Origin of the sequence: Aromatoleum sp., assembly GCF_035254505.1 — a bacterium.
Classification (GTDB): Bacteria; Pseudomonadota; Gammaproteobacteria; order Burkholderiales; family Rhodocyclaceae; genus Aromatoleum.
The window spans coordinates 21,939-44,909 of record NZ_DATFAO010000073.1 but is presented as its reverse complement, the minus strand read 5'-3'; the positions used below and the strand labels follow the sequence as shown (position 1 = coordinate 44,909).

Genomic DNA, 22,971 nt, shown 5'->3' with positions numbered 1-22,971 from the left:
TCGATCAGTCGGTCAGCTTTTCGTAGGCGGCCTGGTCCAGCAGGCCGTCGAGCGCGGACGGATCGTCGAGGCGGATGCGGATGAACCAGCCGGCGCCCAGCGGATCTTCGTTCACGGTGCCGGGGGCTTCGGCCAGCGCGCTGTTTACCTCGACGACCGTGCCGGCGAGCGGCATCTTCAGCTCGCCCGCGGCCTTCACCGACTCGATGACGGCGGCCTCGTCGCCCGTGCCGAAGTGCGCGTCGACGTCAGGCAGTTGCACGAAGACGATGTCGCCCAGGGCGTTCTGCGCGTACTCGGTGATACCAACGGTGGCGACGTCGCCCTCGACGCGCAGCCATTCGTGGTCTTCGGTGAATTTGATGCTCATGCTGTCTCCTTGATGCGTGTTGGTTACGGCACATGCCGCGGAATTGCGTTACGGGTTGAATCGTAGCCACGCATTGACATTTGCGGTTTTGATAGTTGAAATGAAATCATTTCCAACGCAAATGGGGCTGTCACAATGCTCAACATCCCTACCGAGCTGTTGCGAACCTTCGTCAAGGCGGTCGATCTGGGCAGCTTCACGCGGGCGGGGGATGCCGTCGGGCGAACGCAGTCGGCGGTCAGCCTGCAGGTGCGCAGGCTGGAAGAAATGCTGAACGCGGCGCTTTTCGTACGCGGCACGCACCGCGTGAAGCTCACCGACGAGGGCGCGATCCTGATCGATTACGCGCGGCGAATGCTGGCGCTCAACGACGAGGCCGTCAGCAGCCTCAACCGCCCCAAGGTCGCGGGCAGCGTGCGGCTCGGCGCGCCGCATGAATACACCGCCTCACTGCTGCCCGTCATCCTCGGAAAGTTCGCCCAGGCCCACCCTGCTGTGATGCTGGAAGTCGCCTGCGACCTGAGCAAGAACCTGCTGGCACGCCAGGAAAAAGGCGAATTCGACCTGGTGATCGCCTTGCATGACGGACCCGAGCTCAGCGGCGGCACGAAGGTGCACACGGAACCGCTCGTGTGGATCACCAGCCCGGATCATGCGCGCCACCAGCAACGTCCCCTGTCGCTGGTGCTCGCGCCGCCGCCGTGCATCTACCGCAACCGGGTTCTCCACGCGCTGAGCCGTGCCGAGCGGGCGTGGCGTATGGCCTACACGAGTTCCAGCTACAGCGGCATCATCGCCGCCGTGCGCGCCGGTCTCGGCGTGACCCTACTCGCGGCGAGCACCGTGCCCGAAGGCGTGCGAGCGCTGGAAGAGCGCGACGGCTTCCCGGTGATGGGCGAACTGGACGTGCGCCTTCACATGCCGACCGAGACCGTGACCGAAGCGACGCGCTGCCTTGCCGACTACATCGCGGCGAGCTTTGCATAGTTACTTGCGTAAGTGACGCGCGAATAGCGCCGCCAACGGCTTGGCCGCGACAGTCAGCGGCACCCCGCGCAGCGTCAGGATGCCGAGCGCCATCGGGGGCGGCAGCGGCTCGACCGCGAAGCGCTGCAGTCCGCCTCCGAACAGCGGGTCCTCGATCAGTTCGACCGGCCCGAAGCCGACGTGGTCGGTGCGGCGCATCAGTTCGAGCATCAGCGTCGGCGACGCGCAGCGCACGGTGTCGGCGGGCAGGTCGATCCCATTCGCAGCGAGCCAACGCACCAGATGATTGCCCTGGCTGGCCTCGGCGAGGTTCAGCACCCAACTCGTGCCGCGCAACGCCTCCCACGTGCGGGCTTGCGCGAGCGGATGGCCGACGCGCCCGGCCGGTGCGGCCGGAACCTCAGCCAGCGCCTCGAAACTCACCTCGTAGGGCAAGTCCTGCGGATTCGCGAGCGCGACCGCGAAATCGAGCCGGCCTTCGATGAGCCCCGGCACCACGTTGGTCAGAAGGCCCTCTTCGAGCGCCAGCGCCGCGTCCGGCTGCACGCGACGGAACTCTGTCAGCACGCGCGGCAGCACCGTCGCCGCGACCAAGGGCGTCAGTGCGATGGCGATGCGCGCCCCGGCCCCACCGCGCAACAGGCGCACCTCCTCGCGCGCCTTTTCCAGCGTCGCGATCGCCAGGCGTGCGCGGACCAGCAGCGCCTGTCCGGCGAGCGTGAAGGCGATGCCCTTGTAACTGCGCGTCAGCAACTCGGCACCGACATCTTCCTCCAGCTCTCGCAACGCCTTCGTCAGCGCGCTCTGGCTGAGATGCATTGCCCTCGCCGCCGCGCGGATCGAGCCCGAGTCGGCGACCTGCACGAGCGCCTTGAGCTGGTGGTCCTTCATCGCAGTACGTGATCACCAAAAGTTGTCATCTCGGAAAAACTACCGCCTTCCGCGCGACACTGCAAATCCTATTATTGGTTCATGAACACACCCGCCTCCGTCCTCCCCGACGAAGCCGCCATGAAGACCTGGCGGCACACGATCCACCAGAATCCCGAACTCGGCTTCGACGAGGTCGCGACCAGCAAGCTCGTCGCCGACTCGCTCGCGGCATGGGGTTTCGAGGTCCATACCGGCATCGCCGCGACGGGCGTCGTCGGGGTGCTGCGCTGGGGCAAAGGCGGGCCGCGACTGGGCATCCGCGCCGACATGGACGCGCTGCCGATACAGGAAGAGACCGGGCTGCCGTGGGCGAGCCGGGCGGCGGGCCGCATGCACGCCTGCGGCCACGACGGGCATACCGCCATCCTGCTCGGTGCGGCGGAAGTGTTCGGGCGCCTGCACCGCGCGGGTCAGCTTCCCGGCGCAGGCACGCTGAACCTGATCTTCCAGCCCGCCGAAGAACTGGGCGGCGGCGGCGGTGCGAAACGCATGATCGACGAAGGTCTCTTCGAACGCTTCCCCTGCGACGCCATCTTCGGACTGCACAACTACCCGGGCGTGCCGACCGGCCACTTCCGCCTTCGCCCCGGTCCGTTCATGGCCTCGTCCGACAAGGTGCTGATCCGCTTCAAGGGCAAGGGCGGGCACGGCGCCCTGCCCCACATGGCCGCGGACCCCACACTACCCGCCGCCGCGACGGTGCTCGCGCTGCAGTCCATCGTCGGTCGCAACGTCGATCCCGTCGACATGGCGGTCATCAGCGTCGGGCGCCTCGCGGCGGGCAAGACCTACAACGTCATCCCCGAGACCGCGGAAATGGAACTGAGCGTGCGAGCGCTGCGTCCCGAGGTGCGCGACCGCCTCGAAACGCGCATCCGCGAACTGGTTCAGGCGCAGGCCGCGGCTTTCGGCGTCGCATGCGAAATCGAGTACGAGCGCGGCTACCCGGTGCTCATGAACAGCAGTACCGAAACGCAGCTTGCCGTCGAGGTGGCACGCGAACTCCACGGCGACGACCGGGTTATCGCGAACGCCGCTCCGCTCAGCGGCAGCGAGGACTTCGCCTTCATGCTGCAGCGCGTGCCCGGCTGCTACCTGCTGATCGGCAACGGCGACAACGGCTTCGGCGGCGGCGAGCACCTCGGCCCGTGCAGCGTGCACAACCCCCGCTACGACTTCAACGACGCCTGCCTCGCGCCCGGCGCCGCCTTCTGGGTGGCGCTCGCGAGGCGCTTCTTCAGCGGCTGACCGCAAGGGCGCCGCAAAAAACAACAGCTCATACATACCTATACAAGAGGAGACACCCAGAATGAGCAGTCAGGACACCGCAACGCGGGCCGCGCCGCCCACCAGGCAGATCATCGCGGCCGTCATCGGCAACGCGCTCGAATGGTACGACTTCATCGTCTTCGGCTTCCTCGCCGTCGTGATCTCGCGCCTGTTCTTCCCCGCCGACAGCGAATACAGCTCGCTGCTGATGGCGACCGCAACCTTCGGCGTCGGCTTCTTCATGCGCCCCGTCGGCGGCATCCTGCTCGGCGTGTATGCCGACCGCAAGGGCCGCAAGGCGGCGCTGCAGCTCATCATCGCCATGATGACGGTCGCGATCGCATTGATCGCCTTCGCCCCGCCGTACGCCGCGATTGGCATGGCCGGACCGCTGCTGATCGTGCTCGCGCGCCTGCTGCAGGGCTTCGCGACCGGAGGCGAATTCGCCAGCGCGACCTCCTTCCTGATCGAAAGCGCCCCACCCAACCGCCGCGGGCTCTACGGTTCGTGGCAGATGTTCGGACAGGGCATCGCCGTGTTCTGCGGCGCAGGCGTGACTGCGCTGATCTCGCGCAACCTGTCGCCCGAGGCGCTCGACGCCTGGGGCTGGCGCGTCCCCTTCATGATCGGCCTGCTGATCGGGCCGGTCGGCCTGTGGATCCGCCGCCACCTGTCGGAAACGGAAGCCTTCCTCGAAGCCCATCAGGCCCCCAGCGAAAAGCAGTCGCTCGGCCGCATGCTGCGCAACCACCTGCGCGAAGTCTTCGCCGTGACGGGCGTGACGGTGTGCGGCACGGTCGGCTTCTACGTGATCCTCGTCTACATGCCGACCTTTGCGACCAAGCAACTGGGCCTGCCGCTCGGCGATGCCTTCACCGCCCAGGTGATCGCCGTCGCGCTGCTGACGATCCTGATGCCGGTGTTCGGCGCCCTGTCCGATCGCGTTGGCCGCAAGGTGCTGGTCGTCATCGCCACGGCCGGCCTGCTCGTCGCCTCCTACCCGCTGCTCGCCTGGGTGCACGCCGCACCCTCCTTCGAGCGCCTCGTCACGATGCAGATCGTGTTGTGCGTCCTGCTCGCGGTCTACTTCGGGCCGATCTCCGCCGTGATGGCCGAACAGTTCCCGGCCGGCGTGCGCTCGACGGGTCTTGCGCTCGCGTACAACGTCGCGGTGATGGTGTTCGGCGGCTTCGCGCAATTCATCGTGACCTGGCTGATCCATACGACCGGCATCGCGATTGCGCCGGTGTTCTACGTGATGTTCGCGTCTGCGCTCGGCTTCGTCGCCGCGCTCTTCCTGACCGACCGTACGCACGTCGCGCACCTTGCCGCGGTCGACGAGGAGAGCGGCGTCACGCAGACCGCTCGCCAGCCCGCGATCACGATGACGAGCCGGACGGCTCATCAGTCCGCCTGAGGCGACAAACAAAATCGGCGCCGGATCCCCTAGCCCTTGTCGCGGGGATCCGCGCCGCGGCCGTCGCAGAAGGCCCGTCGATAGGCCGAAGGATTCGTGCCCATCTGCGCGGCAAAGTGCTGGCGTAGCGACAAGGCGGTGCCGAAACCGACCTCCGCGGCGATGCGCTCGATCGGCAAATCGCTCGTTTCCAGCAGTTGCTGCGCCCGCGCAACGCGCTCCGCCGCGAGCCACGTCGTGACCGTCGTCCCGGTCGCGTCGCGGAAACGCCGGGTGAAGGTGCGACGGCTCATATGCGCGGCATCCGCCAGCACGTCGAGCGAAAGCGGCTCCCCGAGCCGTTCGCGCGCCCACTCAAGCACGCCGGGCAAGCGACTCTCGCTGGGCAGCTCCGGCACCGGCTGCTCGACGAACTGCGCCTGACCGCCCTGCCGATGCGGCGGCGTCACCAGCAGGCGCGCGACCCGGTTGGCCACGTCCGCGCCGTGGCGCTCGCGCACGAGATTGAGGCAGCAATCGATCGCCGCCACCGTGCCGGCCGACGTGACGATTTCGCCGTCGTCCACGTACAACACGTCGGGCCGGAAGTCTGCTTTGGGAAAGCGCCGCGCGAAGAGCTCGCGCCATCCCCAATGCGTCGTCGCCCGCCGCCCATCCAGCAAGCCCGCGTCACCGAGCACAAAGGCGCCGAGACACAGCCCGACGATTTGCGCGCCGCGCCCGTGGGCGCTGCGAAGTGCCTCGGTGAGCCCGGCAGGCGCCGGGACCTCGGGCTCGTTCCAGGAGGGCACGATGACGAGATCGGCGTCCGACATCGCATCGAGCCCGCCCGGCACGTCGATCTCCACGCCCTGCGAACAGCGCACGCGGCCCGGCGCCGGAGCGCAATAGCGCAAGTCGTAAGGCGGGAGCCCGCAAGACGACCGATCGCCTCCGAGGACGAGGCCGGGCACCGACAAATGGAAGAGGCTGATGTCGTCGAACGCAAGGACGGCGACGCGAACGGGCTGCATGAACGGCCTCGGCGGGGCAGACTTCAAGAATGGCCCGATTCTAACGCATGATGGCATTCGGGCCACTTTTTCATGATACGGGCCGGGCACACAATCAACCCGCCCACACCCATTACCGGAGACTCAAATGACCGCCCCTCGCCGCGCCCTGCTCGTGATCGACGTACAGAATGAATATTTCACCGGCCAGCTGAAGATCGAATTCCCGCCGGTCGAAACCTCGCTGCCCAACATTACGCTGGCGATGGACACCGCGCGCGCCGCAGGCATCCCGGTAATCGTCGTCCAGCACGACGCCCCCGAAACTTCGCCTGTGTTCGCGAAGGGCTCGGAGACCTGGCAGCTGCATCCCACCGTAGGCGAACGCCCCGCAGACCACCGGATCAGCAAGACCCTGGCAAGCGCTTTCGCCGGAACGGATCTGGCTGAGTGGCTGGCGGCCAACCGGATCGATACGCTGACCGTCGTCGGCTACATGACCCACAACTGCGACGCTTCGACGATCTTCCATGCCTATCACCACGGACTGACCGTCGAATTCCTGGCCGACGCGACCGGCTCACTCCCCTACGAGAACGCCGCCGGCAAGGCGAGCGCGGAAGAAATCCACCGCGTGTTCAGCACCGTGTTCCATTCGAACTTCGCGGCAGTGACCAGCACCGCGAACTGGGCGGTCGCCGTGCGGGACGGTGCAGCAATCCCGCGCGACAACGTCTACCTCTCCAACCGCCGCGCGAAGGGACTCGCGTAAGCCGCTGCTCGCCCGCTCAGATCAGCCGTGCTGCCTCGTCTTCCGTGGGCAGCCGGCCTTCGGGTGTGAGTTTGTCCACCGCCGTCGGCAATTCGCGCGACAGCCGGGACAGCAACTCTTCCCGCGAAAGCCCGGTTTTCTCGGAGAGGCTCTCCAGCACGTCCGGGCCGATCGCTTGTTCGAGCTGGTTCGGCGCGAGGGTCTGGTTTGGGCCCGGCTTGACCCAGGACTCCGCCGCGTCCCCTTGGCCGTTCTGCCTGAAGCGTTCGATCAGGTCGCGCAGTCCGCCGCTCAGGACACTTCCGATGCCCGCACCACCGGCGAACCCGCCCAGATTCCCAAGCACGCCCCCCTGTCCTGCCGGCGCATTGGTCGCGCCCGGCCCTGCGCCGGCCCCCTGCTTCAGCCCGCCCAGCACTTCGGCGATCTTGTCACGATTCTGAAAGCCCGCGGCCGCAAGAAGTCCCAAAAGGGCAACCATCGACGGCATTCCTCGGCTCATTTCGTTCTCCTTCAGGCATCAAGTTGGACCAGCCGCTCGCCCGATAAAACCGGGAGCTGCCGTGCCAATTCAAGAAATCGACTGTCCAACGGGTCCCTATGTCACAACTCGGCCGTCGCCGAACGCCTCGAAGGAGAAAGCCATGGGTATCATCTGGACAATCATTGTTGGGTTTGTCGCCGGTGTCATCGCCAAGTTCCTCATGCCCGGGAACAACGAGCCATCGGGATTTGTCTTGACGACGATTCTTGGCGTCGTCGGTGCAATGGTCGCGAGCTATCTCGGGCAGGCGCTCGGCTGGTACTCCCCGGGCGAAGGAGCCGGGCTCGTGGGCGCCATAGTCGGCGCCCTGGTCGTTCTGTTTGCCTGGGGAATGATCGCAAGACGGCACTGACGGTCAGGGGCGCGGATCCCGCGCCCCGCCATGCGAGAGAATCCTCACCCCCGTCGCGCGGCTTCGATCGTGGCGATGTCGATCTTTCCCATCTGCATCATCGCGTCGAAGGCGCGCTTGGCGGCCGCCCGGTCCGGATCCGCGATCGCGTCCGTCAGCGCCCGCGGCGTGATCTGCCACGACAAGCCCCATTTGTCCTTGCACCAGCCGCACTCACTTTCCTCGCCGCCGTTGCTGACGATCGCATTCCACAGGCGATCGGTTTCGGCCTGGTCGTCGGTCGCGATCTGGAACGAGAAGGCTTCGCTGTGTGTGAAGGCCGGGCCGCCGTTCAGCCCAAGGCAGGGGATGCCCATCACGGTGAATTCGACCGTCAGGACATCGCCCTCCTTGCCCGAGGGATAATCACCGGGCGCGCGAAGAATCGCGCCCACCCCGCTGTTCGGGAACGTCTTCGCATAGAACTCGGCGGCTTCCAGGGCCGTGCCGTCGTACCAGAGGCAAATCGTGTTCTTGCTCAGCATGTTCGTTCTCCATTTCGTCATGGGTATAGGTATCGAGTGACGAAAGCTGCTCGGAGTTCTCCGGCAAGCCGGGAAAGGACGATTTCCAGGGACTACGCAGGCAGGCGCCGGGGCCGACGCAACACGTGGGTCGCAAGGTAACCAAACACGAGCCCCCAGAATGCGCTTCCGATACCGAAAAGCGTCAGGCCCGACGCCGTCACGAGGAAGGTGACGACGGCGGCTTCGCGCTCTTCCTCGTGGGCGAGCGCGGTCGTCAGGCTGCCACCGATCGTGGCCATCAACGCGAGCCCCGCGATGGCCACGACCAGGGCGTTCGGAATTGCGGCGAGAAGGCTCGCCACCGTGGCCCCGCCGACGCCCGTGAGAAGGTAGATGCCGCCGGCCCAGATCGACGCGAGATAGCGCTTCGCCGGGTCGGGATCCGCGTCGCGGCTCATGCAGATCGCCGCCGTGATCGCGGCCAGGTTGAACGAGAAGCCGCCGAACGGCGCCAGCACGAGGCCGGTGACACCGGTCCAGCCCAGCAAGGGCGAAGCGGGCGTCGTATAACCATTCGCACGCAGCACCGCCAACCCGGGCACGTTCTGCGAGGCGAGCGTGACCATGAAGAGCGGCAGACCGACGCCGATCAAGGTCTGGAGCGAAAAGCCCGGCATCACGAATTCCGGCGCCGACAACTCCCAGCGGATTTCGCCGACTGCAATGCTGCCGCTGGCCGCGGCGACCCCCAGCCCGGCAAGGAAAGCCAGCGGAACCGCATAGCGCGGCCAGAGCCGGCGTCCGGCGAAGAAGACGACGATCATCGTCCCGACGAGCGAGAGATTGGCCCCGAGCGAGGAAAACGCACCGAGGCCGAAGCGCAGCAGCACGCCGGCGAGCATCGCCGCGGCGATCGACGGCGGCACGTGGCGCATGATGCGTTCGAAGCCGCCACTGAAACCGAGCACCGCCATCAGTCCGGAAGCGAAAAGGAAGGCGCCGATCGCCTCGCTCATCGGTACCCCGACGAGCCCCGTCGCGAGCAGTGCGGCGCCCGGCGTCGACCACGCGGTGAGGATGGGCGTGCGGTAGCGCAACGACAGTCCGATGCAGGTTACGCCCATTCCCAGCCCGAGCGCCCAAAGCCAGGACGCAAGCTGCGACGGCGTGGCCCCGACCGCGTGGGCAGCCTGGAAGACGATCGCGGCCGAACTTGTGTAGCCGACCAGCACCGCGATGAAGCCGGCCGCGAGGTGCGGAAAATGACCTGTGATGCCCGACGCGGTGTCTTGCTTGCTCATGTTTCGCCCTTTCCGGCGTAATTGAAAAAATCCAGCGCTATAACGCACAAACGCCAGCATAGCAACGCGCGCTATCGGTATGGATGTATCCGGGATCCTTGCGGCACGCCGTTTGCAGACCACGGATGCCGGGGCCGCACGCTGCCTGCGCTCAACATCGCCGATATAAATGCTGCATTGACGCATGTAACTCCTGCCCGGCCCGAGAGCACGTTTGAGCTTCGACGAGGAGAGAGGGAAATGCTTTATCAATCCGAACATGCTTCCGCTGACAGCGCAGACCGGGTTCGCCGGTCCACTGCTGCGCGAGTGAATTTGAAAATCGATCGTTTGACCGATGCCAATATCCGGCGCTATGCAGCTGCCGACCGGGACGAGATCCAGAGGCGGATCGATGAGCTCGACAGTGAGTGGGACATCGAGCGGGCACTGGAGGTCAATGCGCCTATCATCGCAATGACCGGGCTCGCTTTGGGAGTTACGATGAATAAGCGCTGGCTCGCGCTCCCTGCCGTCGTCCTGGCATTTCTCTTCCAGCACGGCGTCCAGGGCTGGTGCCCGCCGCTGCCGATATTGCGCCGCCTCGGCTTCCGTACGCGAGGAGAGATCGACAGGGAAAAGTACGAGCTGAAAGCGGTCCTCGAAGGATTGGTGCCGCAAATCGAGCAGGGGCTCCACGCCCGCTGATCACGTGCAGGCCAGCGCCCCACCCCGCCCTACCCCACTCCCAGCAGCGCTCCGACGCCGGTTGTCACGGCCATCGCCAGTACCCCCCAAAAGGTCACGCGACAGGCTCCCTTCACGACCGGCGCCCCGCCCGCCTGGGCGGCAATGCCGCCGAGCACGGCGAGAAACACCAGTGAGAACAACGCGACCAGGGGCTGGAGCGCGTCCGGCGGGCCGAACGCCGCCACCAGCAGCGGCAGCGCCGCCCCGCTCGCGAAACTGGCTGCCGACGCCAACGCGGCCTGAAGCGGACGCGCCCGCAACTGGCTCGAGATGCCCAGCTCATCCCGAATGTGGGCGCCGAGGGCGTCGCGCGCCATCAGCTGCTCCGCCACCACATCGGCCAGGGCCGGCTCGACACCCCGACGAACATAGATCGCCGCCAGCTCACGCCGCTCGCCGACCGCATCCCGCCTGAGCTCGCGCCGCTCGATGTCGATGTCGGCCTGTTCGGTATCCGCCTGCGACTGCACCGACACATACTCCCCCGCCGCCATCGACAACGTCCCGGCCACCAACCCGGCAACGCCCGCGATCAGCACGCTCCCCCGCGCCGCCTCGGCGGCCGCCACGCCCAGGATAAGACTGCCTGTGGACACGATGCCGTCGTTCGCTCCCAGCACCGCGGCACGCAGCCAGCCGATGCGCTTGGTGCGATGGCCTTCGGGGTGTTTCGGCCGAGCGGAAGCCTGTGGTCGATTGTCCATGCCTTGAGTCTCCTGTCTCGCCGGGACAAATCATTATGCAGGCATAGGTGACGCGGATACAGGCAGCAAGGCCGGAAGCACAAAAGTACAACTAGCCGGCGACATTCCCCATCGACGCCTTGTCGTGCAACCACGTATCGCCAAAGAACGTCACTTCGCCGCTGGCCAGGTCGTGTTTTGCGCCGATGATGCCCACCTTGCCGGCGGCGATCATGTGTTCGAGGATATAGCTGCGGTTGATGATCGAGCGCACCGAGCGGCGCACGTTCAGGTCGGCAACATTCTCGACGAACGCTATGTTCTTCGAATTGCGCATCGCCGGGTCCGGGGTCTGGCTTTCTTCGTACACGGCTGGCTGGATCTTCGACAGCAGCTCGGTCAGGTTGCCCAGCTCCACATGGTCACATGCGCCCTTGATAGCACCGCAGGACGTGTGCGCAAGCACCACGATGAGCTTCGACCCGGCCACATGGCACGCAAACTCGAGGCTGCCGATGATGTCGGTGTTGATCACGTTGCCGGCGATACGCACGGAAAAGATGTCACCGAGGCCTTGGTCGAAGATGAGCTCGGCCGACGTGCGGCTGTCGATACAACTCACGATGGTCGCAAACGGCCACTGGCCGTCGCGCGTTTCATTGGCCTGCTGCAACAGGTCGCGGCTGACGCGCAGGTTGTTGACGAAGCGGGCGTTGCCTTCCTTGAGAAACTGTAGGGCGAGGGCCGGGGTGACGGTGGCCTGGGTTTGGGACGTATGAGTTTTCATGTGGGTCGCAGCTTGCTTCGGAACAGTCGATATCGCCGCGAATATTACCGACGCGCTAAAATAATTAATAATCGATATTAGTTATGATTTGCATCGACAAATGCCTATGAGCGCCACCTTTCGCCAGCTGCGTCTCTTTCTGGCCCTGGTCGAGCGCGGCAGCATCACTGCGGCCGCGGAAGCCTGCCACGTCACGCAGCCCACGGTGTCGATGCAATTGCGCGAGCTCGCCGACGCCGTCGGTCTCCCCCTCTACGAGCAGATTGGCAAGCGCCTTCACCTGACCGCCGCGGGCGAGGCGCTTGCCGAGACGGCGCGAACGATGCTCGACGAGTGGCTCGCGTTTGAGCAGACCATTGATGCGATGAAGGGGCTGGAGCGGGGGCGGCTACGCGTCGCCTTGGTGAGCACCGCGAAGTATTTCGTGCCGCGGCTACTGGGCACCTTTTGCAGGGAGCATCCGAACATCGAGATCTCGCTCGAGGTTCTGAATCGTGACGGTGTGGTTACTCGCGTGCGCGAAAATCGGGACGATCTCTACATCATGTCGATGCCGCCGCAGAACCTCGACCTCGAACAGCACGCTGGGCAGCAATGAGGCCATCAAGCAGGCCGTCGCGGGCGGCCTCGGTCTCGCGGTGATCTCGCGCCACGCGCTGCCCGCGAGGCCTGCGGACGATCAGATCACGATTCTCGACGTGGCAGGTTTCCCGCTTCAGTCGCACTGGTTCACCCTGTATCCGCGCGGCAAACGACTCTCTCCCGTTGCGGCCGTCTTTCTCGAACATCTCGAACGGACCGCGCTGGAATGGAGTGAGCGGCGCGAGTTGGGGGTGTAGCAGGCAAGGTCCGGTCAGAGTTGCAAAGCGGTCGCCGCCTATCTATGAATTAAAGCTGGCCCACCGTCTTCCAAACACCCACGTTCTCGCAGCACGACGACTTCAAGCCGAGGAGGGACACGCATATGCCCCATGGTGTTAACGAGGCAGTAAAGACCCACTACGGCCGCCAGGACTTGGCTGAAGTTATTCTTGCCGCCTTGGAAGAAGCGGGCGCAGATATAGACCGGCTCTCTCTCGAGCAGTTGGCTCCAATCGACGAGTTTCATATCCGCGGCCGAGCAGCGACGCTAGAACTTGCTCAGGCGGCAGGATTGCGTTCGACAAATCGCGTACTGGATATCGGCAGCGGCATTGGCGGAACCTCCCGCTGCCTCGCGAAGGAATTTGGCTGCCGCGTCACGGGGATCGATTTAACGGACGAATATTGTCAGGTTGCGTCGATGCTGACCGAAAAGGTTGGGCTCGACGGGCTGGTCGACTATCGCCAGGGTGATGCGACCGATCTTCCGTTCGAGGACAATGAATTCGACGTCGTCTGGACTGAGCACGTGGCGATGAACATTGCGGACAAGCGCCGGCTTTACGATGAAATGTATCGCGTTCTAAAACCAGGGGGCACGCTGGCAATCTACGATGTCCTTGCGGGCCCGTCCGGCCCCGTCCTGTTCCCGGTCCCGTGGGCACGTACGCCTGACACGAGTTTTCTTGTATCGCCGGAGGAATTGCGTGATCTGCTTCGTGCTTCTGGATTTACGGTCTCGGACTGGAAAGACACGACCGCGGAAGCGCGCGAATGGTTTGTAAAGGTGGTGGAGAGAATCCGCCGAGAAGGCTTTCCCGCGCTTGGATTCCACTTGCTGATGGGCGAGGATTTCCGTGAAATGGCGCAAAACCAAGGCCGCAACCTTCAAGACGGGCGAATCTCCCTCGGGCAAATTGTTTCAGCGAAATAAAGAGATCTCCCAGCAGAGGCGTCGCGCTCAGGGCGTGCGAAGCCGTGCGGCCGGGAACTCGGCCTGCCACAGGCGCGTCCCGGCGGCGTTCCACGCGGCGACGCGCATCAGCCGCGCCCCCGCCGGACCGGAGAATTCCAGGGTGCAGAAGTTGCGCTGCGTCACCAGGGTCCCGGGCACCTCGCGGACCGGGAAAGGGCGCGGATGCACGCGCGAGGTCAGCGGCGAGCAGGTCAGCTCCGTCAGGGGGTAGGTGCCGGGGCGTTCGCGCTCGGTGAGGTGGGTGTAGTGGATGTCGCCGGAGAGGAAGAACACGCCGTCGATGCGCTGCGCGATGAGCCAGTCGAGGAATGCCTGGCGCTCACGCGGAAAGTTGTGCCACCCTTCACCGCCGAGCGTCTCGGGGGAGGGACGGTCACTGAGCATGCGGCTGCCGTTGGCGACCAACTTGAACGTCGCGCGCGAGGCGCGCAGCGCACTCTTGAGCCACTCGAGCTGCTGCGCGCCGAGCATCGTCCGCCCCGGGTCCTCCGAGGCATCGTCGTCGCGGTAGTAACGGTCGTCGAGCAGGAAGAGTTCGACGTCGCCGAGTGGCACGCGGCTGAAGATGCCGGGCAAGCCGGGCAGCCCGTAGCTGGGGTTCGTCCAGTTGTTCCGGAACAGCTCCAGAGCCGTCGCCTTGAGCGGGAATTCGCGGTCGGAATTGTTCGGGCCGTAGTCGTGGTCGTCCCAGATCGCGACATGCTGGCCGGTGCGCAGCAGCCGTTGCAAGGGCTCGAAGCTCCGCGTGGCCGCCCAGCGCGCCTGCATCCGCACGGTGGCCTCGTCCGTGCTCGCCAAGTCCTCGTCGCGGTAGTAGATGCTGTCGCCGAGCCACAGCATCACGTCGGGTCGCAGGGCCGCGATGCTGTCGAAGATGTCGAAGCCGGCGCCGAAGGAGTTCTGCGTGAGGTCGTAAGGAGAGTCAGGGATGTAGCTGCACGAGCCGGTGGCGATGACGAGCTCGCGAGGCGCGGCCGGATCTGCCGGGGGGGTCGTGAACGCGGGCTGCTCGCCGAACTCGACCGGAGCCCCGTCGAGCAGCACGCGATAGGTGTAGCGGGTGTCGGCCAACAGACCATCGAGGTCGACGCGCGCGATGTGGCCACCCCTTGCGCTGGTGGCGACAGGTGCACTGCGCCGCGCACTGTCGGGCTGCCCCTGCGGCCAATACTCGACCTGCACCTGTGCGGGGGCATTGGTCATCAGCCACACGCCGACGTGCTCCGACGTCGCGGGCCCGGCCATCGGGCCGCCCGCCAGGGTGGCAGCACTGGCGCCGGCCGCGTGCAATGCCAGTAGCCAGGGCAGCGCGAGGCGCGACAGCACGCCCCATGCGAGCCCGCGACACAATAGGAGAGCGGACCGGGCGACGCGCACCGCGCGGCACAGCGAACGGAGTCCCGATCGGCCCCTGGCGCTGAACAACGGGGTGCCACCGGGATGCGAGGTGCGTCGATAGTTGCGCATGGCATGATGTTGCGCGGGCCGCCCCGGCGGCGCAAGGGCCCTTCGGTTATCGCGCACCCCGTTACGGGTTGCCGCCACATCCGCCCGCCGAAGGTCTCACGGCATTAGACTATCGATTCACGCACCCGCAGTTCGCACCGATGAAGATCGACCTCCTCCCCCTCGGCGCCCGCTTCCAATGGAAGGGCGTTACCTACACGAAAATTGGCCCGATGACGGCTTCTGCGGAAGCCGGCGGCAGTGCCTTCATTCCCAAGCACGCCGCGCTTCGGCCGGTGCCGGGCGAGGCGCCGCCGCAGACAGCGGCGCAGCCCAAGGCCAAGACGCTGAATACCGCGCGGGTTATCGCGGCCTTCGAGGTCTATCACCGGATGGCTCTGACACATGCCGACGAGGCAGGCCGAAAAGCGCTTGAAGCGGCACGGGAGCGTTTTCTTTCCGAGCTCGGCTGAGCTTACACCCCGCCGCCCGCATTCACGCTGGCTGCGGCCAGTCTTCCGGATCTTGCCGGGATCTCAGCCCCGATGGCCGCGGGCCGGCGCCGTGTAGCGGCGCGAGATCGCGGCGAGGATGCGCTTGCGGCTTTCGTCGGCGTCAAGGCGCACGTCGGCCTCGATCTCGGCGCCCTCGCGCGCCAACTCATCGTCCTTGATCACGTCACGGAACCACGCCGAATACTCCCGGGCGCGGCGATGGTGCTCCCAAGTCTCCGCGTCGACGCCTTCGGCAATCTGAGCGAACAGCATCAGGTTCTGTGCACGGAGATTGAGCTTGTTCGCCGGCCCGCGGAAATAGAAGCTGATGTCTTCGCCGAGTTCGCCCTCCGCGTATTTGCGTGCGTGCCGGTCGCGCAGTTGCTTGGGTTTGATCGCCTTCACCGCGCGCGCGGGCCCGTCCGAATCGAGCTCGAAGAACAGCACCTCGTCTTCTTCCGGCGGGGGCGCATCGGGTGCGGCGATGCCCGCGGAGCGGCAAAAGTTCAGGAGGGTCTGGGCCGCGCCTTCACCCATCGTCAGCACGTAGCGAGCCGCGTTGAGCGCCTCGATGGCGAGCGCCTCGGGGTGAACGGTGATCATGATGGTCGCGAGCATCTTCTCCGGCAGGACCTGCGCGATGTTGTCTCGTGCCGCGCCGAGCACGTGATGCGCTTCATCGACGAGGACCCAGTGCGGCCGCCCGGTGCTCGCACGCAAGGCCGATAGCTGCGGCAGCAACTTCGCGAAGACCTCGGGCCGCTCGGCCGGACTTAGCGCTTGCGTACTGATCACCACGTTTGCCGAATGCGTGCGCAGCAACGCCAGGGCCTCGTCCTCGCTGGCCGCGGTCTTCGCGTCTCCGACGCAAACCGCATTCTCGAGCTGGTGGTAATCGCCTTCGGGATCGAAGACGCAGAATTCGAGTGACTTCTCGATCATTCGCTCCGTGAGCGCCGTAGCGAGCGTGGATTTGCCCACGCCCGAGGTGCCGGCGATCAGGACGCTGCCCCGATGCGGCTGGAGATACACTTCGCGGCCCGCACGGTCCGTGCCGACGAGCAGGCCGTGTCGCCGCGGGGCCACGATGTCGCCGTCCTCGCGTACGATCATCTCCATCAGTTCCGCAACGCCGGCACCATGGTCGCGTGTGAGGCGGACATCGGCTTCGTCGCTGAGCGCCGGTAGTGCGTTCGCGACCGCGGCGGCGCACCCGCAGGCTTGCAGAAAGGCGTGGTCGTTCTCCGCGTCCCCGACGCCGACGACGTTCGGTGCAGACAGGTCGAGCTCCTGCAGCGCCGCGGCCAGGCCGAACGCCTTGTTCACGCCGGCGGGCAGCACCATGACTGCCCCCTTGTTGAAGATGATCTGCAGTTCTAGGCCGAGCTCGCGGATCACCTCGAGCACCGTGGCCTCGTTGGGCTCCCAGGTCGCGACGATCGAGCGACCGACCGCAAGTGGCGACACGTTTCGGTCCCTCAGCGCCTGGACGAACTCGGGCGGTGGCGGCGGCGCGATGCAGCGCTCCTGCTCGGTGGCAGGCTCGTAGATCAGCGCGCCATTCTCGGCCACGATGCGATCGAATATCCGCACTTGCGGAAAGACCCGCAGCAGGTCGGGGAGATCTCTGCCCGTGACGAGAATCAGGCGCCGTCCGCTGGCCTTGAAAGCTTCCATCGCTTCCACGGTGGCAGCATCCACGAGGCCGTGATGAGCGAGGGTTCCGTCGTAGTCGGTTGCGAGGGCGAGGAAGTACACGAGGACTCCTTTGCTGCAGGTATGCCCGGGATTTGAGCCGGCGGGACCCGGCAAGTTCATGGAAGTGGGAGTGGAAGACGATCCAGCGACCTTGCGCCGCCGGAATCGTCTTGACTACAGTGCAGTTGGAAACAGCCCCGAAGAACTCCAACAAGGACGACAAATGGACAAACTCAAGCTGACCTATTTCGACTTCGACGGCGGGCGTGGCGAGCCTGCGCGCTTGGCCCTGCATATCGGCGGCATTCCTTTCGAGGACTATCGCTTTGCGGCAGCCGATTTCGCCGAGGTCCGCAAGACCACACCGCTCAACCAGGTTCCGACGCTGCAGGTCAACGACCGGGTGGTCACGCAAGGGGATGCGATCACGCGTTACGCGGGCAAACTGGCCGGGCTGTATCCGGAAGATCCGGTACAGGCCCTGCTCTGCGACGAAATCATGAGCGCCCTCGAAGACGTCAACTGTCACATCACCGCCACCTTCGGCATGAAGGGCGATGAGCTCAAAAAGGCTCGCGAGGCGCTGGCGGCCGAAACACTGCCTCGGTATTTGCGCTGGCTCCAGCATCAGCTTGAAAGCAGCGGCGGCGCCCACTTTGCCGACAACCGTCTGACGATCGCCGACCTCAAGGCGCTTGTCATGCTGCGCTGGCTGACCTCCGGCATGCTCGATCACATCCCGACCGACTTAGTCGCACGGGTCGCGCCTGCGCTCACCGGCTACATGGACCGGGTCCGCAGCACCCCGGCGATCGCGAAGTACTACGAGAGGCGCGCCGGCGGCTGAGTGCAGCTGGACGTTCCATTAGCGCTACGGGATGTCGCCGAGCGTGGGCGGCGGGACGGAGGCCTGCAGGGCGGACGCGAGATTGACGCTGCCATCTGACGCAGGCACCCATTCGAGCGCCGCCCACCTCAGACGCTTACCGCAAGGAGCCGCTGCCGGAGCCGCGCGACTGCCCAGTCGACGAAAGCGCGAATCCGCGGCGACAGCAGGCGGGAGTGAAGATAGATCAGGTTGACCGGTCTCGCGTCCGGCTCGTAATCCTGGAGCACGCGCACGAGCCGCCCTTCTGCCATCAGGTCGTGAACCTGATAGGCGAGAAAGCGTCCGCAGCCCAGCCCTTTCGTGCAGGCATCGAGGGCCGCATCGACCTGATTCGTCGCAAGGATGTCGGAAATGCCGAAGCGTTCGGGCCTGCCGGCGCAGCTGAATTCCCATTCGGTGCCCGGCGTCACGCCCGTGAAACGGACGCAACGGTGGTCCTTCAGATCGCCGGGGTGCAGAGGACTGCCGTGGCGGCCGAGATAGTCGGGGCTCGCGCAGACGACGTAGCGGGTCGTTCCGAGGGGAATGGCCACGAGGGACGATTCCGGCAGCGAGCCGATGCGGATTGCCACGTCGATGCCTTCTTCCAGCATATCGACGGCGCGGTCGAGGAGCAGCAGTTCAACCCGGACTTGCGGGTAGGCCGTCAGAAAATCCGTTACTAAAGGCGCCACGTGCAGGCGCCCGAACATGACCGGCGCGGTGATCGCGAGCCGACCCGTCGGGCGCTGCTGACGCGCGGAAAGGGCTTGTTCGGCATCCTCGACGTCGGCCAGGAGCCGCCGACAGCGCTCGAAGTATTCCCGCCCTTCGTCGGTGAGCGTAATGCGGCGAGTCGTGCGATTCAGGAGCCGCACGCTCAGGACCTGCTCGAGCGCGGCGAGCGTCCGCACCACCGACGTCAGCGAAGTCTGCAGGCGCTCTGCAGCGCCGGTCAGGCTCCCGGCCTCGACGATCTGCACGAAGATGGCCATGGCGCGGAGTTTGTCCATGCGGTGATATTAAACCGGAAATCGCAGCAATATAGTGCAATCGAGTCTATTTATTGCTCGCCTGGATTGCACCACGATAGCGCCATCTCGAGGCACGGCCTCAGGGGCCAGGAGAAACGGGATGTCGCGCCACTTCGCTGCAATCACCTACACCGAGAGCGTCAAGGCCGCCCAGCGCCAGTACAACGGCCGCGAACTGCAATTGGCGGCCGCGCCGGACGCCAAGGTGGAATTGAGTGCCCGGGAGACCGAATACATCGCCGCCCGCGACAGCTTCTACCTTGCCACGGTGAGCGAGACAGGCTGGCCGCACGTCCAGCACCGGGGCGGTCCTCGGGGCTTTCTCAAGGTGCTGGGGCCCGATACCCTCGGCTTTGCCGATTGCAATGGCAACCGGCAATACCTCAGCATCGGCAATCTGCGCCACGACAACCGGGTGGCGATGATCCTGATGGATTATCCGAACCGGCGACGCCTCAAGCTGCTCGGCCACGTCCGCGTCATCGACGTGGCGGAGGCTTCCCCCGAGTTGGTGGCCAAGGTAATGCAGCCATCGAAGGAGCTTCCCGCCGAGCGGATCCTGCTGATCACGGTCGTCGCATTCGACTGGAATTGCAGCCAATACATCACCCCCCGTTACACCGAGAGTGAATTGCAGTCCCGGGGAATCTCCCCAAACCCGACCAACGTACCTTGAGGAACGAGCGATGAAACTGTATGACCTGGAACTGTCCGGCAACTGCTACAAGGTTCGCCTCTTCGCCGCGCTCGCAGGGATTCCGCTGGAGCTCATCCCTGTCGATTTCCTCGATGGCGAGCATAAGCGGCCGCCGCTGATCGATCTCAACCCGTGGGGACAACTCCCCATCCTCGAGGACGAGGGAGTGGTGCTGCGGGATTCGCAAGCCATTCTGGTCTATCTGGCATCCAAGTACGGCGGCGAAACCTGGCTGCCCAAGGATCCGGCAGGCCTGGCCGAGGTCGTGCAGTGGCTGTCCACGTCTGCGAACGAGATCCAGAACGGCCCCGGGGCGGCGAGGCTGGTGGACAAATTCGGCTACGCCATCGACAAGGAAGACACGATCGGGCGGTCTGCGCGCATCCTGCCGCTGATCGATGACCATCTGGCCCGCCACCGCTGGCTGGCACTCGACCGCCCCACCATCGCGGATTGCGCGGTGATGCCCTACGTGGCTCTGGCTCCGGAAGGGGCTGTGTCGCTGCAAACCTATCCTCACATTCGCCAGTGGATCGGGCGGATGAAGGAACTGCCGGGATTCGTGCCGATGCCGGGCGTCTGACGCGGCTCTCCGGAGAGGTCTTCAGGTGGAACTCGGGTCCGCCGTCGCCGTCTGAGTGAATGCCCTCGCCCGCACGACCGTCGAAGGAGGTTCACCATGTCCGAGCCGATGGCACAGGCCCGCAGCCTCGGGTGGCTGGAATCGCTGGATAAGGCGCGCCGCTACGCGGGACAGATGCTCGATCGCCTCGAACTGGGGCGGCAGGAGAGCGTCTTTGAGGTCGTGCTGACGGGGGCGTGCGCGCGGTTGCGGGCCTATTCGCCACCGGAGCACGGGGCGCCCGTCCTTCTGCTCGTGCCGGCGCCAATCAAGCGCCCCTACATCTGGGATCTCTCGCCCGAAAGAAGCGTGGTGCGCCGGGCGATGCAGTGCGGCTTCGAGGTCTATCTGATCGATTGGAGCGAGGCGCACGGCGACGAAAACCGCCTCGGGCTCGCTGCCTATGCGCTGGCCACCCTCGACGATTGCGTGGAGGCGATCCGGGCGCGATCGCAGGCGGACCGGATCTGCCTTGCCGGTCATTCTTTGGGTGGGACCTTCGCCGCGCTGTACGCGGCCTATCGTCCCATGACCCCTGCGGGTCTCGTGCTGGTCGAGGCGCCGGTGCATTTCGGCGAGGCGACGGGCGCGTTCAGGCGGATGTTGGACAGCGGCGTTCCCGCGCGCACGCTGTTCCCCTCCTCGCCGCGGATCCCGGGATCGCTGATCAACCTGCTGAGCGTCTGCGCGTCGCCGGTCACTTTCGAGTTCGAGCGCTATGCGGATTTCGTCGCGAGCCTCGCTTCGCGTGCTGCGTTCGAAACGCATTGCCGCGTGGAGCGCTGGGCGCTCGACGAACTTGCCCTACCGCGCCGCTTGTTCGAGGAAGTCGTGGAGCTTCTCTATCGCGAAGACCGCTTCATGCGGGGCGAGCTCGTGCTCGGCGACCGCCTTCTCCTCCCGGGCGACGTCCGGGCGCCGCTGCTCGCGGTCTACGATCCCGCCAGCCGCATCGTGCCGCCCGCCTCGGTGCTCGACTTCTGCGCGCTGGCCGGTAGCGCGGAAAAGGAGGCGATCCTTTATCACGGCGACACCGGCGTCGCGTTGAAACATGTCGGCGCGCTGGTCGGCGAGGATGCCCATCGCCGGGTCTGGCCGGCGGCGCTCGACTGGCTCCTCAGAGAAAGCGAAACGCGAGCACGGCCATGATCGTCGGGGGCAAGGCGGCAATGAGCAGCCCCAGCGGATAGACGGTGTGGTCCGGAAACTTGTCGCGCAGGATCGCGACGCCGGCCGGATTGGGCGCATTGGCGATGACGGTCAGGCCGCCTCCGGTGACCGCCCCGGCGACCAGGGCAATCTTGAACCCTTCGCTCAAGCCTTCGACGAGTGAGCCGAGGTAGGTCAGCGCGGCGTTGTCGGTCAGGGCCGTGAGTGCCGTCGCGCCGAAGAAGACCGCGTTCTCCTCCATGCCCATCAGCAGCGGCTGCAGCCACCACTGCTGCAATCCGCCGAGCACGACGAGGCCGGCGAGGAAGAAAGCCACCAGAAAGGCCTCGCGCAGGATCAAGGGGTTCTGGTGCCGCGGATAGGCCGCCGAAAAGCCGAGGAAGAACATGAAGATGCCCATGAAGACCTTGGCATGGTGTGCGAACAGCACGACGAGCACGAGGAAGACGAGGTGCGCGAGCACCATGGCCGCGGGGACCGGCGCCTCCGGCTCTGCGGCGGGGGCAGTGAGCTGACCGAGTTCGCGGCGGAACAGCAGCATGGCCGCGGCTGCGTTGATCACGACGGCGCTGGCCGCCTTCCAGCCGAGGTTGGACATCATGAACCAGATGTCCCAGTTCCACTTGGCCGCGACCATCAGCACCGGCGGCGCCGCAAAGGGCGTGAGCGTGCCGCCGATGGAGATGTTCACGAACAGCACGCCGACCGTCGCGTACTTGAGCGAGGACGACACGGGCGCGCAAAGAAGCCTGTCGCGGAGCATCAAGGCCGCGAGGGTCATCGCGGCCGGTTCGGTGATGAAAGATCCCAGCAGCGGGACGAAGGCGAGCACGACGAAGTACTCGGGCATCGCACCGGCCAAGGGCAGGTGGCGCGCCACGGAACGCACCAAGGTCCCGGCGAATTCCAGAATCGGCCGCGAAGCGGCGATGACCATGATCGCGAACACGAACATGGGCTCGGTGAAGTTGCGCGAGTCGAGATAGGCCGTCGCCTCGTCCCTGCCGCCGATCGCGAAGATGCTGACCATCAGCACCATCGCCCAGAAACCGAACACGACTTCGACCTCGCCGAGCAGATGCCAGATGCCGGCGTGACGCGGGTGTGAGTCCGCGAGACGTTCGAAGAACCGGGTGGAGAAGGTGTGGATCAGCGCTACTGCAAAGAGTGCAGTGGCGATCAGCTCGACGGCGTGAGAAGGCATGGGGGGCATGGTCGCGCAAACTCCGCGAGGCGGCCCGACCGTCGCATGAACCTGTCCCCGCCGCGATTGACGATGACACCCAAGCCGCCAGTATAGTGCACGAGCCCGGTTGCATGGTGCTTGGCGAGATGTGATGCCGCGCCCAAGATCTGTTCTGCTTGCGCGATTGGCGTCGATGGAAAGTGAGAGCGGTTCCGGCGCCAACCGCAATCCGTTGGGAATACGTTGGGCCTGTTTTCCCGCGGCAAGCCAATTTCGA

The 22,971-nt window shown here is 65.6% G+C and carries 26 protein-coding genes; 14 read left to right on the top strand and 12 right to left on the bottom strand.

Annotated elements, in window-relative coordinates; genetic code table 11:
• Positions 1 to 4 precede the first annotated feature (4 nt).
• The gene (gene gcvH, locus VJ673_RS14775) at positions 5 to 370 is read right to left on the bottom strand and encodes a glycine cleavage system protein GcvH (protein WP_324126895.1); all 366 of its coding nucleotides are present in this window, start codon (positions 368 to 370) and stop codon (positions 5 to 7) included.
• A 135-nt stretch (positions 371 to 505) separates the two neighbouring features.
• On the opposite strand from gcvH, the gene VJ673_RS14770 reads away from it, so the two are divergent.
• Positions 506 to 1,357 carry a LysR substrate-binding domain-containing protein gene (locus VJ673_RS14770; RefSeq protein WP_324126894.1) on the top strand — a complete coding sequence of 284 codons (852 nt, stop codon included), beginning with the start codon at positions 506 to 508 and terminating at the stop codon, positions 1,355 to 1,357.
• On the opposite strand, the gene VJ673_RS14765 is transcribed toward VJ673_RS14770, so the two are convergent.
• On the bottom strand, positions 1,358 to 2,248 hold the full coding sequence (locus VJ673_RS14765) for a LysR substrate-binding domain-containing protein (RefSeq protein WP_324126892.1): 891 nt from the start codon (positions 2,246 to 2,248) through the stop codon (positions 1,358 to 1,360).
• Between the two features lie 120 nt (positions 2,249 to 2,368).
• On the opposite strand from VJ673_RS14765, the gene VJ673_RS14760 reads away from it, so the two are divergent.
• Entirely contained in the window at positions 2,369 to 3,538 is a 1,170-nt protein-coding gene (locus tag VJ673_RS14760) for a M20 aminoacylase family protein (RefSeq protein WP_324126891.1), read from the top strand.
• Positions 3,539 to 3,599: 61 nt separating this feature from the next.
• Entirely contained in the window at positions 3,600 to 4,976 is a 1,377-nt protein-coding gene (locus VJ673_RS14755; RefSeq protein WP_324126890.1) for an MFS transporter, read from the top strand.
• 29 nt (positions 4,977 to 5,005) lie between these two features.
• Here VJ673_RS14755 and VJ673_RS14750 read toward each other — a convergent pair whose 3' ends face one another.
• Positions 5,006 to 5,989, bottom strand: a complete 984-nt coding sequence (locus VJ673_RS14750) for a GlxA family transcriptional regulator (RefSeq protein WP_324126889.1) — start codon at positions 5,987 to 5,989, stop codon at positions 5,006 to 5,008.
• Positions 5,990 to 6,116: 127 nt separating this feature from the next.
• On the opposite strand from VJ673_RS14750, the gene VJ673_RS14745 reads away from it, so the two are divergent.
• Positions 6,117 to 6,740 carry a cysteine hydrolase family protein gene (locus VJ673_RS14745; protein ID WP_324126888.1) on the top strand — a complete coding sequence of 208 codons (624 nt, stop codon included), beginning with the start codon at positions 6,117 to 6,119 and terminating at the stop codon, positions 6,738 to 6,740.
• 16 nt (positions 6,741 to 6,756) lie between these two features.
• Here VJ673_RS14745 and VJ673_RS14740 read toward each other — a convergent pair whose 3' ends face one another.
• Positions 6,757 to 7,230, bottom strand: coding sequence for a YidB family protein (locus VJ673_RS14740; RefSeq protein ID WP_324126887.1), 474 nt, complete (start codon positions 7,228 to 7,230; stop codon positions 6,757 to 6,759).
• Positions 7,231 to 7,384: 154 nt separating this feature from the next.
• Here VJ673_RS14740 and VJ673_RS14735 point away from each other — a divergent pair, with 154 nt between their 5' ends.
• Positions 7,385 to 7,636, top strand: coding sequence for a GlsB/YeaQ/YmgE family stress response membrane protein (locus tag VJ673_RS14735; RefSeq protein WP_324126886.1), 252 nt, complete (start codon positions 7,385 to 7,387; stop codon positions 7,634 to 7,636).
• Between the two features lie 44 nt (positions 7,637 to 7,680).
• Here the strand turns inward: VJ673_RS14735 and VJ673_RS14730 are convergent, their stop codons facing one another.
• Both VJ673_RS14730 and VJ673_RS14725 read right to left on the bottom strand, forming a co-directional pair.
• Positions 7,681 to 8,160 carry a VOC family protein gene (locus tag VJ673_RS14730; protein ID WP_324126885.1) on the bottom strand — a complete coding sequence of 160 codons (480 nt, stop codon included), beginning with the start codon at positions 8,158 to 8,160 and terminating at the stop codon, positions 7,681 to 7,683.
• 92 nt (positions 8,161 to 8,252) lie between these two features.
• Positions 8,253 to 9,443: a benzoate/H(+) symporter BenE family transporter gene (locus VJ673_RS14725; protein WP_324126884.1), complete on the bottom strand. Its 1,191-nt coding sequence runs from the start codon at positions 9,441 to 9,443 to the stop codon at positions 8,253 to 8,255.
• 240 nt (positions 9,444 to 9,683) lie between these two features.
• Between VJ673_RS14725 and VJ673_RS14720 the strand changes: the two genes are divergently transcribed.
• Positions 9,684 to 10,130: a hypothetical protein gene (locus VJ673_RS14720; RefSeq protein ID WP_324126883.1), complete on the top strand. Its 447-nt coding sequence runs from the start codon at positions 9,684 to 9,686 to the stop codon at positions 10,128 to 10,130.
• A gap of 29 nt (positions 10,131 to 10,159) precedes the next feature.
• Here VJ673_RS14720 and VJ673_RS14715 read toward each other — a convergent pair whose 3' ends face one another.
• Positions 10,160 to 10,876, bottom strand: coding sequence for a VIT1/CCC1 transporter family protein (locus VJ673_RS14715; protein WP_324126882.1), 717 nt, complete (start codon positions 10,874 to 10,876; stop codon positions 10,160 to 10,162).
• Positions 10,877 to 10,967: 91 nt separating this feature from the next.
• Positions 10,968 to 11,687, bottom strand: coding sequence for a carbonic anhydrase family protein (locus VJ673_RS14710; protein ID WP_324126912.1), 720 nt, complete (start codon positions 11,685 to 11,687; stop codon positions 10,968 to 10,970).
• A gap of 61 nt (positions 11,688 to 11,748) precedes the next feature.
• Between VJ673_RS14710 and VJ673_RS14705 the strand changes: the two genes are divergently transcribed.
• The 3 genes from VJ673_RS14705 (at position 11,749) to VJ673_RS14695 (ending at position 13,437) form a co-directional block, all read left to right on the top strand.
• On the top strand, positions 11,749 to 12,240 hold the full coding sequence (locus tag VJ673_RS14705) for a LysR family transcriptional regulator (protein WP_324126881.1): 492 nt from the start codon (positions 11,749 to 11,751) through the stop codon (positions 12,238 to 12,240).
• Between the two features lie 40 nt (positions 12,241 to 12,280).
• Positions 12,281 to 12,481, top strand: coding sequence for a type 2 periplasmic-binding domain-containing protein (locus tag VJ673_RS24660; protein ID WP_324126880.1), 201 nt, complete (start codon positions 12,281 to 12,283; stop codon positions 12,479 to 12,481).
• A gap of 125 nt (positions 12,482 to 12,606) precedes the next feature.
• Positions 12,607 to 13,437, top strand: coding sequence for a class I SAM-dependent methyltransferase (locus tag VJ673_RS14695; protein WP_324126879.1), 831 nt, complete (start codon positions 12,607 to 12,609; stop codon positions 13,435 to 13,437).
• 27 nt (positions 13,438 to 13,464) lie between these two features.
• On the opposite strand, the gene VJ673_RS14690 is transcribed toward VJ673_RS14695, so the two are convergent.
• The gene (locus tag VJ673_RS14690; protein WP_324126878.1) at positions 13,465 to 14,805 is read right to left on the bottom strand and encodes an alkaline phosphatase D family protein; all 1,341 of its coding nucleotides are present in this window, start codon (positions 14,803 to 14,805) and stop codon (positions 13,465 to 13,467) included.
• A gap of 281 nt (positions 14,806 to 15,086) precedes the next feature.
• Here VJ673_RS14690 and VJ673_RS14685 point away from each other — a divergent pair, with 281 nt between their 5' ends.
• Positions 15,087 to 15,398, top strand: a complete 312-nt coding sequence (locus VJ673_RS14685) for a hypothetical protein (RefSeq protein WP_324126877.1) — start codon at positions 15,087 to 15,089, stop codon at positions 15,396 to 15,398.
• Between the two features lie 63 nt (positions 15,399 to 15,461).
• Here the strand turns inward: VJ673_RS14685 and VJ673_RS14680 are convergent, their stop codons facing one another.
• Complete coding sequence (locus VJ673_RS14680) at positions 15,462 to 17,177, bottom strand: HAD-IIB family hydrolase (protein WP_324126876.1); 1,716 nt, start codon at positions 17,175 to 17,177, stop codon at positions 15,462 to 15,464.
• Positions 17,178 to 17,235: 58 nt separating this feature from the next.
• Here VJ673_RS14680 and VJ673_RS14675 point away from each other — a divergent pair, with 58 nt between their 5' ends.
• On the top strand, positions 17,236 to 17,964 hold the full coding sequence (locus VJ673_RS14675; protein ID WP_324126875.1) for a glutathione S-transferase family protein: 729 nt from the start codon (positions 17,236 to 17,238) through the stop codon (positions 17,962 to 17,964).
• Between the two features lie 128 nt (positions 17,965 to 18,092).
• Here the strand turns inward: VJ673_RS14675 and VJ673_RS14670 are convergent, their stop codons facing one another.
• Entirely contained in the window at positions 18,093 to 18,998 is a 906-nt protein-coding gene (locus VJ673_RS14670; protein WP_324126874.1) for a LysR family transcriptional regulator, read from the bottom strand.
• A gap of 121 nt (positions 18,999 to 19,119) precedes the next feature.
• Here VJ673_RS14670 and VJ673_RS14665 point away from each other — a divergent pair, with 121 nt between their 5' ends.
• The 3 genes from VJ673_RS14665 (at position 19,120) to VJ673_RS14655 (ending at position 21,487) form a co-directional block, all read left to right on the top strand.
• The gene (locus VJ673_RS14665; RefSeq protein WP_324126873.1) at positions 19,120 to 19,695 is read left to right on the top strand and encodes a pyridoxamine 5'-phosphate oxidase family protein; all 576 of its coding nucleotides are present in this window, start codon (positions 19,120 to 19,122) and stop codon (positions 19,693 to 19,695) included.
• Between the two features lie 10 nt (positions 19,696 to 19,705).
• Positions 19,706 to 20,299 (top strand): glutathione S-transferase family protein, encoded by a 594-nt coding sequence (locus VJ673_RS14660; RefSeq protein WP_324126872.1) that lies wholly within the window; start codon positions 19,706 to 19,708, stop codon positions 20,297 to 20,299.
• A gap of 96 nt (positions 20,300 to 20,395) precedes the next feature.
• Entirely contained in the window at positions 20,396 to 21,487 is a 1,092-nt protein-coding gene (locus tag VJ673_RS14655) for an alpha/beta fold hydrolase (RefSeq protein ID WP_324126871.1), read from the top strand.
• Here VJ673_RS14655 and VJ673_RS14650 read toward each other — a convergent pair.
• Positions 21,456 to 22,721, bottom strand: coding sequence for a putative Na+/H+ antiporter (locus tag VJ673_RS14650; RefSeq protein WP_324126870.1), 1,266 nt, complete (start codon positions 22,719 to 22,721; stop codon positions 21,456 to 21,458). The two genes, VJ673_RS14655 and VJ673_RS14650, sit on opposite strands and share 32 nt — an antisense overlap.
• Positions 22,722 to 22,971: the final 250 nt, after the last annotated feature.

Bases quoted from the DNA above. Each gene is read 5' to 3' on its own strand.
- gcvH (WP_324126895.1), bottom strand. From the start codon at position 370: ATGAGCATCAAATTCACCGAAGACCACGAATGGCTGCGCGTCGAGGGC.
- VJ673_RS14770 (WP_324126894.1), top strand. From the start codon at position 506: ATGCTCAACATCCCTACCGAGCTGTTGCGAACCTTCGTCAAGGCGGTC.
- VJ673_RS14765 (WP_324126892.1), bottom strand. From the start codon at position 2,248: ATGAAGGACCACCAGCTCAAGGCGCTCGTGCAGGTCGCCGACTCGGGC.
- VJ673_RS14760 (WP_324126891.1), top strand. From the start codon at position 2,369: ATGAAGACCTGGCGGCACACGATCCACCAGAATCCCGAACTCGGCTTC.
- VJ673_RS14755 (WP_324126890.1), top strand. From the start codon at position 3,600: ATGAGCAGTCAGGACACCGCAACGCGGGCCGCGCCGCCCACCAGGCAG.
- VJ673_RS14750 (WP_324126889.1), bottom strand. From the start codon at position 5,989: ATGCAGCCCGTTCGCGTCGCCGTCCTTGCGTTCGACGACATCAGCCTC.
- VJ673_RS14745 (WP_324126888.1), top strand. From the start codon at position 6,117: ATGACCGCCCCTCGCCGCGCCCTGCTCGTGATCGACGTACAGAATGAA.
- VJ673_RS14740 (WP_324126887.1), bottom strand. From the start codon at position 7,230: ATGCCGTCGATGGTTGCCCTTTTGGGACTTCTTGCGGCCGCGGGCTTT.
- VJ673_RS14735 (WP_324126886.1), top strand. From the start codon at position 7,385: ATGGGTATCATCTGGACAATCATTGTTGGGTTTGTCGCCGGTGTCATC.
- VJ673_RS14730 (WP_324126885.1), bottom strand. From the start codon at position 8,160: ATGCTGAGCAAGAACACGATTTGCCTCTGGTACGACGGCACGGCCCTG.
- VJ673_RS14725 (WP_324126884.1), bottom strand. From the start codon at position 9,443: ATGAGCAAGCAAGACACCGCGTCGGGCATCACAGGTCATTTTCCGCAC.
- VJ673_RS14720 (WP_324126883.1), top strand. From the start codon at position 9,684: ATGCTTTATCAATCCGAACATGCTTCCGCTGACAGCGCAGACCGGGTT.
- VJ673_RS14715 (WP_324126882.1), bottom strand. From the start codon at position 10,876: ATGGACAATCGACCACAGGCTTCCGCTCGGCCGAAACACCCCGAAGGC.
- VJ673_RS14705 (WP_324126881.1), top strand. From the start codon at position 11,749: ATGAGCGCCACCTTTCGCCAGCTGCGTCTCTTTCTGGCCCTGGTCGAG.
- VJ673_RS14695 (WP_324126879.1), top strand. From the start codon at position 12,607: ATGCCCCATGGTGTTAACGAGGCAGTAAAGACCCACTACGGCCGCCAG.
- VJ673_RS14685 (WP_324126877.1), top strand. From the start codon at position 15,087: ATGAAGATCGACCTCCTCCCCCTCGGCGCCCGCTTCCAATGGAAGGGC.
- VJ673_RS14675 (WP_324126875.1), top strand. From the start codon at position 17,236: ATGGAAGTGGGAGTGGAAGACGATCCAGCGACCTTGCGCCGCCGGAAT.
- VJ673_RS14670 (WP_324126874.1), bottom strand. From the start codon at position 18,998: ATGGACAAACTCCGCGCCATGGCCATCTTCGTGCAGATCGTCGAGGCC.
- VJ673_RS14665 (WP_324126873.1), top strand. From the start codon at position 19,120: ATGTCGCGCCACTTCGCTGCAATCACCTACACCGAGAGCGTCAAGGCC.
- VJ673_RS14660 (WP_324126872.1), top strand. From the start codon at position 19,706: ATGAAACTGTATGACCTGGAACTGTCCGGCAACTGCTACAAGGTTCGC.
- VJ673_RS14655 (WP_324126871.1), top strand. From the start codon at position 20,396: ATGTCCGAGCCGATGGCACAGGCCCGCAGCCTCGGGTGGCTGGAATCG.
- VJ673_RS14650 (WP_324126870.1), bottom strand. From the start codon at position 22,721: ATGCCCCCCATGCCTTCTCACGCCGTCGAGCTGATCGCCACTGCACTC.